The sequence below is a fragment of the Pantoea sp. GbtcB22 genome, assembly GCF_019091025.1.
Classification (GTDB): Bacteria; Pseudomonadota; Gammaproteobacteria; order Enterobacterales; family Enterobacteriaceae; genus Pantoea; species Pantoea leporis.
This window is the reverse complement of sequence record NZ_JAGXKB010001048.1, coordinates 1-229: the sequence shown is the minus strand read 5'-3', so window position 1 is coordinate 229 and position 229 is coordinate 1. Positions and strand designations below refer to the sequence as shown.

The following is a 229-nucleotide window of genomic DNA, read 5'->3' as shown; positions in this document are numbered from 1 at the left end:
GACTTCTCCTCCCCTTCGCATATCATTCTCGCTGACTTCAGCTTTGGTCATGATGGTCAGCCCGCCGTGTTGGTGGCGAAACGCGTTGGTCTTGGCCTGGCGCTGGTTCAGTTCAGCGATCCACTGCACTTCAACAGCATCGAAGTGCGCGACGGTGGAATCAATCTCGCCAATCAAGCGCCCGATACCACGCTGCCGATTCAGGCCAATCGCCTGCAGCTGAACAATG

General features: G+C 56.8%; 1 pseudogene. It reads left to right on the top strand.

Features of this window, described 5'->3' with window-relative positions:
* Positions 1-229 (top strand): annotated as a pseudogene (locus KVT28_RS27450) (AsmA family protein); the annotation flags it as partial.